This is a genomic window from Comamonas halotolerans (assembly GCF_030162935.1).
In the GTDB taxonomy this organism is placed as follows: Bacteria; Pseudomonadota; Gammaproteobacteria; order Burkholderiales; family Burkholderiaceae_C; genus Comamonas; species Comamonas halotolerans.
Map to the genome: position 1 here is coordinate 1 of NZ_JASAUZ010000022.1, position 8,557 is coordinate 8,557.

Consider the following 8,557-nt stretch of genomic DNA (forward strand, 5'->3'; position numbering starts at 1 on the left):
GACAACAATTTGGATGCAGCCCAAAAACGCAAGCAGTTGACCACCATTGAACAGCGCAGGCATGAGATTGCGCAGCGGCAGATGGAAGGAGCGGCAGGTTAAGAGTTTTGCGATGTTCAATTGATATGCTGTGTTGTCATGCTACGGTGCATATCTTCGTGAAACTTATGAATAGAACGCTATCTCTGCTGGGTCTAGTTAGTGTGGGTATCGGATTGGTATCGGGCGCAATGTTGATGTGGATAGCATGGCAAGAAAACTCACAGTGCGAGATTCATTGTGCAGAGCTGGGTATTGATTGGAGCCACTGGTTGGTGCTTGGTGGCGCAGGTCTAATTTTTGGATTTGTCGGCTCAATGCTGTTGGGTGCAGTACTGATCTTGGTTCTGAGACTGCTCAATAGAGCATAGGAGCTGGTTAGCTTGAGAGGTGTTCAGAGCCGAGCAGTTGAGCGCCATGGGCAGCGCAGCCATGATGAGATTGTGCAGACAGTGGCATTAAAAGCATCCTACTGTCTGGGTAGTGACAATGCCTGAAAACAGAACCTGCAAATTGCCTTAAAGAAGCAAGCTTTTAGTTAGTTTTGTCAATCGATATCGACAAGACTGGACCACCCACGTTCTTCCATGATTCCTACGTAGCACAAGTGGCTGAGATCCTATATTGAGTTCATCACCTCTCAAATATTCGATCCATCACTTACTGCTCATGAAGTTAATCATTGTCTCCAACCGAGTTGCGCATGACGCTACGCCACAAGCTGGTGGACTAGCTTCAGCCATACAAGCCGCGCTCAAATCCATTCGTGGCACTTGGATTGGCTGGAGCGGAGATATCTCCACATTGCCTTTGCACAAATCAGGTAGCTTGGGCTCGATTGACTATGAAATTTTTTCTCTAACAGAGGCAGAGTACGCTGGCTACTATTTGCAATACGCCAATGAAGTCCTGTGGCCTGCTTGTCATATGCGGCCCACTTATGTGCGCTGGCTCGACAATGCTTTTCAAACCTATTGCGCAGTAAACCAGAAGTTCGCTCAAGTGGTTGCAAACCACGCATCAAGCAAGGACATCGTTTGGGTACACGACTATCACCTCATGATGGTCGCTAGCTATTTGCGCTCCCACAAGCATACTGGGCCATTAGGCTACTTTCACCATATCCCAGTCCCGCCACCAGAGCTAATACAAAGCATTCCTCACCACGAACAACTGCTCAAATCTCTGTTGCAATACGACTTAGTTGGTTTGCAGACTGCCAAAGACTTAGAGAACCTGCGTCAGCATTTACTGCATATGCGCAGCAGAAGTCAGTTTGCAAACTTGCAAGTACATGCTGTCAGCGAACGTGAGGTCTGGGTACAGCTTGGCAATCGTCTCACCAAGTTTGGGGCCTATCCAATCTCCATCTTCACTAAAGAACTGGAATCGATTGGCACTCAGTCGGTTGACCACCCAGTCCGCACAGAGTGGGCGCGGCGACTTGGCCAGCATCCGCTGGTGATCGGTGTTGACAGACTGGATTACACCAAAGGTCTTGAGCAAAAATTATTGGCCTTTGATAAATACCTTCATCAGCATAGCCATGGAGCGCCAGCAGCTTTGCTGCAGATTGCGCCGCGCTCCCGCAGTCAGGTACCGGCTTACCAACAGTTGTGCAGCCGGATTGATGCATTGGTGGAGCAAATCCAAGATACACATTCTCGACCTGGATATTGCCCGATCTACTACGACCACAGAGTTCAAAACATTGAAACCTTGGCTGCGCTTTATCGCCTAGCACGCGTTGCCTTAGTCACGCCGACCAAAGATGGCATGAACCTGGTTGCAAAGGAGTATGTGGCTGCGCAAGATCCTCAAGATCCTGGCATTCTGGTTTTGTCAGAGTTTGCAGGTGCAGCGCAAGAGCTCAAACAAGCCATTTTGGTAAATCCCTTCAATGTTGAGCAAACTGCGCAAGCTATTAGTCAAGCACTCAGCATGCCACGTGATGAGCGTATTCAGCGCCATCAAAGCATGCTCAAAACGCTGCGCGCCCACAACCTTCATAACTGGTATGAGCAGTTTTTAGAAGACTTGCTTACACCTCGTCAGACTTGCTCCATGGAGTACATCACTACATGAGGAATGTGTCGGCAACTGGGTTGGACTTTATAAAAGTTGTGCAAGCCAATCCACACCCCCCATGCCCAGGTCAAGGGCACACTTTGCAGAGATGGCGGATTTTGGCATCCGTAGCGGCACAAGACTTGAGTGTCTGCAAACTCGCTGAAGCTCACTGGGATGCATTGGCAATATTGAATGACTTGGAGCAAACCGCATACAAGAGTAGTGACAAACTTTGGGCTGTATGGGCCGCTGATAACCCCAAAGCACCCCTTAACCTTGTTCTGCGAAATGGCAAAGCGTATTTGGAGGGCAGCAAAACATGGTGTTCCGGAGCTGATGTAGTCACTCATGCTTTGCTGACTTGCCCGGGTGAAAACGCAGATAGTTATTTTTGTCTGCTTGATATGCAAGCCCCCGGCATACACGCAGATCACAGCCAATGGCAGCCTGTAGGAATGCGCAGTGCACAAACAGCGCAGCTGCATTTCGCGCGAACACCTGTACAGGTACTGGGCCCTCGCAGCTTGTATTTAGAGCGTCCCGGTTTTTTTCATGGCGGTGCAGGCATTGCCGCGTGCTGGTATGGCGCTGCATGTGCGATTGCTCAAAAGCTTCGAACACATCTCGATATCAGCAACCCGCATGCATCTGCCCATTTAGGGGCGATGTTCGCTGAACTGCGCGCTGTACGTTCAATGTTTCATGTACTGGCTGAAAGTATTGATCGTGAACCTGCTCAGCGTTGGGTCGAGGACATACTCGCTTTGCGCAGCATGATGCGCAATATAGCCACGTCGGTGATCGAGCACAGCAACCGAGCTATGGGTCCGGCACCTTTGTGCAGTGATGCTGAACATGCGCAACGTTGCGCGGATTTGGCGGTATGGATCACCCAGCAACATGCAGAGCGAGATAACGAAGGCTTGGGGAAACTGAGCCAAGACAGCAATATTTCATGGGAGCTTTAGGCATGCTTAATCCGCCCAGTAACTTTAAAGAATTGCTTGCGCGTTATCGAAGGTTGCAAGTGATAGCTCCGCACCCAGACGATGAAGTTTTTGGCGCTGCAGGCCTGGTGCAGCTTGCTGCACTAAAAGGGCTCAAGATCACAGTACATATTGCTACTGACGGTGAAAATTGCTTTGGCAGTCTACCGGCAGGCAAAGAACTGGAACTTCGCAAGGCGCGTCGTCAGGAGTCCTGCTACGCATCGCAATTGCTAGGTTATCCAGAGCCACAGTTTTGGGATTTAGGTGATGGTCAACTGAGCAGGCAGTCTAGGCGTCTACAAGCACTCATCCAACAACACCATTGCCGCGAGACATTATGGGTAGCGCCGTGGCAAGAGGATGGACACCCTGACCACAATGCGACAGGCCAAGCAGTTTCAGCGCTCGAGCTGCCTAGCTTGTTTTACCCTGTGTGGGCACTCGTTGACTCTGTGCGCCTCACGAGCTTTCTGTCCAAGGATCGTATCTGCAGCTTGGATTTAAGCGCTAATCTTCTGGAGCGAAAAGCACGTGCTGCCCAGCTCTTTACTACGCAGTTTGCAGATGACCAACGTGACGAAGGTCCAGTCATTGCGCATCAGCATCTACAACACTTTGTGACTGATAAAGAGATGTACTGGCATGCAAATTGATTTTGACGCACCGTACTTGGAGACAGACCCTTGGGGCTATCGCAATCGATGGTACGAGCAACGCCGCAGAAATCTGATTGCAGCCGTACTGCCTCAATATGATCTTGGCAGCGTGTTAGAGGTTGGCTGTGCGAACGGTTTGATTGCGCAGCAACTCGCTGATCGCGCCAAAGATTGGCTTGGGGTGGATGTTTCCAGTAAAGCTGTTGAGCTGGCAAACCAGACGCTTGCTGGCAACCCCCATATCAAGGTGCGGCAAGCCAACATTGCGCAGCATTGGCCCAGCGGTAAATTTGACACCTACCTAATCTGTGATGTGGGCTACTACCTCTCACCACAGGCGCTTGAATTCATGGCCCACAACATTGCCAGCAGTGCGCATTCATCCACTGTCATGCTGGCTGCGCATTGGCGCCACCCGTTTGATCAAGTCGTAACTCCAACGCAGCAAGTGCATCAGATTCTGGGCCATGCCAGTTGCTTACAGCCACTGGCGCGCTACACAGATGAAGACTTGTTGCTTGAAGTATGGACAGGCAATGGACAGAGCATCGCTCGTACGGAGGGCTTTATATGATGGGAATCGCCATTCCGGCGCACAACGAAGCGCAGCATATTGTGCAAACCCTGCAATCAATAAAGCGAAGTATTGACCACTATGGTCAGTCTGCGCTGGTGGTTGTGGTTGCTGACGCGTGTACTGATTGCACTCTTGAGTTATCTCGTCCACTCGCAGACCACGTGATAGAGGCCAATGTTCGCGACGTAGGTACTGCCCGTGCAATGGGAGCCCAATGGCTGCTCGATCAAGGTGCGCAATGGCTAGCCTGTACAGATGCCGACAGCCTTGTGCCCAATGACTGGCTTACTGCCCAAAGCCACATGCAGCAGCAACTGCAATTTGATTTATTTTGCGGAATTGTGAAGGTGGAAGATTGGGGCGACTACAGTCAAGAAGTCATTCAGGCCTTCCATGCCACCACGCCACAGGACGGTCATCCCCATATTCATGGGGCAAACTTAGGCATCAGTAGAAAAGCCTATGAGCTGGTGGGAGGATTTAAGCCAGCGCATGCGCATGAAGACGTTTCGCTTGTGCATCGCTGTGAAAAAATGGGCCTGCGCATTGCGCGATTGATCAACCCCTGTGTTACCACCAGCGCTCGCCGCAACCCGCGTGCGCGTGAAGGCTTTGGTGAGTTCTTACTCAAGCTGGAACAAATTGTTCACCAGCAATCAACTCTGCATGCTCCTACCGCCAGTTCCTGATACTTCATTCGTCCTGATGTTAGATTTCGATGGTAGCCTAGTAGAGCTTGCTCCTACACCCGAGAGCATTTACCTACCCAGATCGTTGCGGCAACTTTTACATGGCCTTTACCAAAAGCTGCAAGGTGGGCTGGCCTGTATCAGCGGTCGCAGTTACTCGGACTTAGATTCTTGGTTGGGCAGTACAGGAATAGATCTTGTCGGAAGCCATGGCGCAGAAATCGGCAGAGTACAAGTGTCTGACCCTTGCTGGAGTATTTGGGGGCAGGATTGCAGACATCTTTTGCACGACCGCTGGCCTCAAGCATTGATTGAAACGAAACCTCAAGGTCTTGCAATTCACTGGCGCCGATGCCCTGACGCGGAGCCGATGATTCGTGCCTGGATTGAAAGTCACCGGCGCAAGTGGCCCCAACATGTTTGCATTGATGGCAAGTTCGTTGCGGAGTTACGCTCCACCGATTGCGACAAAGGCCACGCTGTTGAACACTTAATGCAGCAGCCCAATTACTCAGGAAGATTGCCCATCTACGTTGGTGACGACACAACAGATTTGGCAGCGTTTAAAGCCGTTCAGGCACAAGGGGGATGGGCCATCGCAGTTGGCAACAAAACGGCAGGTGCTGCCGATTACTTACTTCCTGATCCGATGGCTTGCCGACAATGGCTACAGCAATTGCACCAACTGGTTTAGCTTGCCTGCATTCCTGGCTTGTTCGAAGCATTGGGCCTCTTATTGACCCCGGCTAGGGTTAGCAAATTTTGTGGTTCGGCCCAAAACTGCAGGGCATGTTCACACCCGTATCTATTGGCCCGTTTTTGGGGCTCAACAATCTTTTGCCTCCTACCCAAATGACGCAATACGCCAATGGGAGGTGGGCGACTATCTGAGCCAGGCAGACAATGTGGACGTCACCGACGCGAATAGATTGCGCCGGCGTTCAGGCTGGCAAAAGAAACTGGATGGCAAACATGTTCGCAGCCTGTTTGCGCTCGATGACAGCACGGACCTGGTGGCGGACTACGACAAGCTGTATCGCTTGACGCTGCAGGGCGATACCTTGCTGCGAGATGCAGTGCTTTCAGGCCTGAGTACGCATGCAGCAGTGTCTTATGCCCAAGGTGCGGGCGAAGTGTTCTTGAGCGATGGAGCAGGGCTGTGGTCTTACAAAGGCGAGTGCGTGGTGGCTGTGCGCATTCCAATACCATCGCGGCTGCCGAAGCTGAGCTGCCAAGCAGATGGGAGCCTGGCACAGGGCTTGTACCAAGTGGCGATCACCCACATTCGCAGTGATGGGCAGGAATCAGGGACCGGTGGCACCGTACAGGCGGCGGATCCAGTCAATGGCGTCTTGGTGATTGACCACCTGCCGAGCAGCGTGTCTGCAGGAGTTACACATATTGGTGTTTACGTGTCTTCCGCCAATGGGAACATGCTGTTTTTGCAGGACGTGATGCCAGTGGGCACATCCAGCTTGCGACTGCCTTTGCTGGCTGATGGTGCGCGCCGATGCCTGACACATCGGCTGCAGCTGCAAGCGTGAGTCAAGCAAGGTAGTTATGTGCAAGCGCTCTCGAACCGAATGCAGAGCTTTCCGGAGCCAGCAAACCACGGGTGGGTTACTCCACACCCCAACGATGCCTGCCCACACTTTCGCTGATATCAACGACTCGTCTGGCGATGTGGCTTGAGATTCCTCTTTTTTGAGATGTCCTTGCAACGAGGCTAGTCAGAGTCCTTACCAGCATGCAGCTTGTATGGAAGCCTGCGCAAAGCTGTTGGACAGTTGATTGCGCCATTTTTTCGTGCACATCATGGAAAAGTGCTAGTAGTCAATTCGTCAATGAACGATTAGAAATACGTTGAGCAAGCTGGTGAAAAGCAGCAAGTCGCTATCCATGAAACGAAAACCGCGTGCTTGCGGGCATCGGAGAGAGAAAATTCATGACCACGTGAGCGGTGGTGTATCGTGGTCTACGGATGCGAAATTTCTTCTTTGCTGCTTCTGAAGTCAGCATCTGAGGGTGATACATCCTATGTTTTTAGTCAGTCGAAGAGTTTTTCGGAAACTGCTGCAGGTCCACAATGACAGTTGCATGCTTTCAATGGGAGCAAAGTTACTTTCGAGAGTGGTGCGCCCGTAGATCTCAGCTACGAGATGCATCCCAACATCTACGGAGTCATACATGCCATCCCTTTTGAAAAGTGTCTCAATTGAAGAAATTGAAAATGCAATTGCCATAGCGCTGCAGGAGCTTGCGCACGCGAAGGACTTTTCTGTAAAGATTGGAGAAATTAAGTTTTCGCCTCTCGGGGACCGGGTTGATTTCTCGATGTTCGCGTGGGACAACTCTTTTGGCGACGAGCCCTTTGGGTCTAGAGACACTAATTGACTTACTCACTGCTCTGCAGTGATTTCATGGACCATTCAGAACAGCCATCCTGAAGGAAGCTGATTTGTTTGCAGCTTGATGTTACCCAGATAGAAGAAAGGGGAAGCCCGAGCTGTCCGGGCTTATTGCTTACAAGTGTTTAACGTGCGTTGAAGGGGCTGCTGGCCTGGTTGCTGCTGGTTGTTGTTCAATCGATTGGATATTAGGTCGCGTCATTGCTAGAAAGGCGCGCGAAGTCGATTCAATACATGCCCATGCTGGCAATCACTTTCAGTGTTGTCTGGATTTGAGGCGATGGTGTGCTTTGCAGCTGTTAAAAAATGGCAATGCCTGCTAACACCTGTGCCCGTATTCGATTAGAGGTTGCCGCCCGAGATTTCGATCAGGCTGCCTGTGGTGTAGGGCGATTCATCCGACATCAGCCAAACAATAGCGTTTGCCACTTCTTGGCTTGTGCCGCCACGTTGCATAGGAACATTGGGCGCTAGACGTTGAACTCTATCCGGCTGTCCACCACTTGCATGAATATCCGTGTCAATTAAACCTGGGCGCACAGCATTAACACGTATCCCCTCCGAGGCAACTTCCTTTGCCAGTCCCAATGTCATTACGTCTATTGCCCCTTTGGAGGCTGCATAGTCCACGTATTGCCTAGGTGCCCCCAGTCTGGATGCAATACTGGAGACATTGACGATTGAGCCGCCCTGTCCGCCACGCAAGGTGCTCATACGAAGGATCGCTTCGCGAGCGCAAAGAAAGGCGCCAATCGTGTTGATGCGAAACATGCGCTCCAGGCGCTGCAAGCTGAACTCAGCAACGGTTTGAGCCTTATCGACAACCCCTGCATTGATGACCAGTGAATCCAGGCGTCCAAAATTCTCGTCTATCGATGCGAACATTTGTAGGATTTGATTCTCGTCACCCACATCAGCTTTCACGGCAGCAGCACGTTGCCCCAAGTTCTGAATAGCAGTCACAACCTGATCAGCTGCAGCTTGTTCAGTATTGTAGCTAATGAGCACATCCCAGCCTTTTGCCGCAGCCTCCAAAGCCGTGGCAGCGCCAATGCCGCGGCTGCCTCCAGTGATCAGTGCAACTTTGTTTGTCATGCGTACCCTTGAAGTGAGTCCCTAGTCTATGTCT

The 8,557-nt window shown here is 51.3% G+C and carries 9 protein-coding genes; 8 read left to right on the forward strand and 1 reads right to left on the reverse strand.

Annotated elements, in window-relative coordinates; all coding sequences use genetic code 11:
• Positions 1-708 precede the first annotated feature (708 nt).
• From QEP11_RS10450 to QEP11_RS10490, 8 genes are all read left to right on the forward strand, one after another.
• Entirely contained in the window at positions 709-2,124 is a 1,416-nt protein-coding gene (locus QEP11_RS10450) for an alpha,alpha-trehalose-phosphate synthase (UDP-forming) (RefSeq protein WP_284336593.1), read from the forward strand.
• A gap of 389 nt (positions 2,125-2,513) precedes the next feature.
• Positions 2,514-3,077 (forward strand): acyl-CoA dehydrogenase family protein, encoded by a 564-nt coding sequence (locus QEP11_RS10455; protein ID WP_284336594.1) that lies wholly within the window; start codon positions 2,514-2,516, stop codon positions 3,075-3,077.
• 2 nt (positions 3,078-3,079) lie between these two features.
• The gene (locus QEP11_RS10460; protein WP_284336595.1) at positions 3,080-3,751 is read left to right on the forward strand and encodes a PIG-L deacetylase family protein; all 672 of its coding nucleotides are present in this window, start codon (positions 3,080-3,082) and stop codon (positions 3,749-3,751) included.
• Complete coding sequence (locus QEP11_RS10465) at positions 3,741-4,328, forward strand: class I SAM-dependent methyltransferase (protein ID WP_284336596.1); 588 nt, start codon at positions 3,741-3,743, stop codon at positions 4,326-4,328. The genes QEP11_RS10460 and QEP11_RS10465 overlap by 11 nt, the downstream gene beginning before the upstream one ends.
• Complete coding sequence (locus QEP11_RS10470; RefSeq protein ID WP_284336597.1) at positions 4,325-5,020, forward strand: glycosyltransferase family 2 protein; 696 nt, start codon at positions 4,325-4,327, stop codon at positions 5,018-5,020. Before QEP11_RS10465 ends, QEP11_RS10470 begins: the two co-directional genes overlap by 4 nt.
• Complete coding sequence (gene otsB, locus QEP11_RS10475; protein ID WP_284336598.1) at positions 4,947-5,714, forward strand: trehalose-phosphatase; 768 nt, start codon at positions 4,947-4,949, stop codon at positions 5,712-5,714. The genes QEP11_RS10470 and otsB overlap by 74 nt, the downstream gene beginning before the upstream one ends.
• 70 nt (positions 5,715-5,784) lie before the next feature.
• A complete protein-coding gene (locus tag QEP11_RS10480) occupies positions 5,785-6,564 on the forward strand; it encodes a hypothetical protein (protein WP_284336599.1) in 780 nt (259 codons plus the stop codon).
• A 643-nt stretch (positions 6,565-7,207) separates the two neighbouring features.
• Entirely contained in the window at positions 7,208-7,414 is a 207-nt protein-coding gene (locus tag QEP11_RS10490) for a hypothetical protein (protein ID WP_284336600.1), read from the forward strand.
• 356 nt (positions 7,415-7,770) lie between these two features.
• Here the strand turns inward: QEP11_RS10490 and QEP11_RS10495 are convergent, their stop codons facing one another.
• Entirely contained in the window at positions 7,771-8,523 is a 753-nt protein-coding gene (locus tag QEP11_RS10495; protein WP_284336601.1) for an SDR family oxidoreductase, read from the reverse strand.
• Positions 8,524-8,557 lie beyond the last annotated feature (34 nt).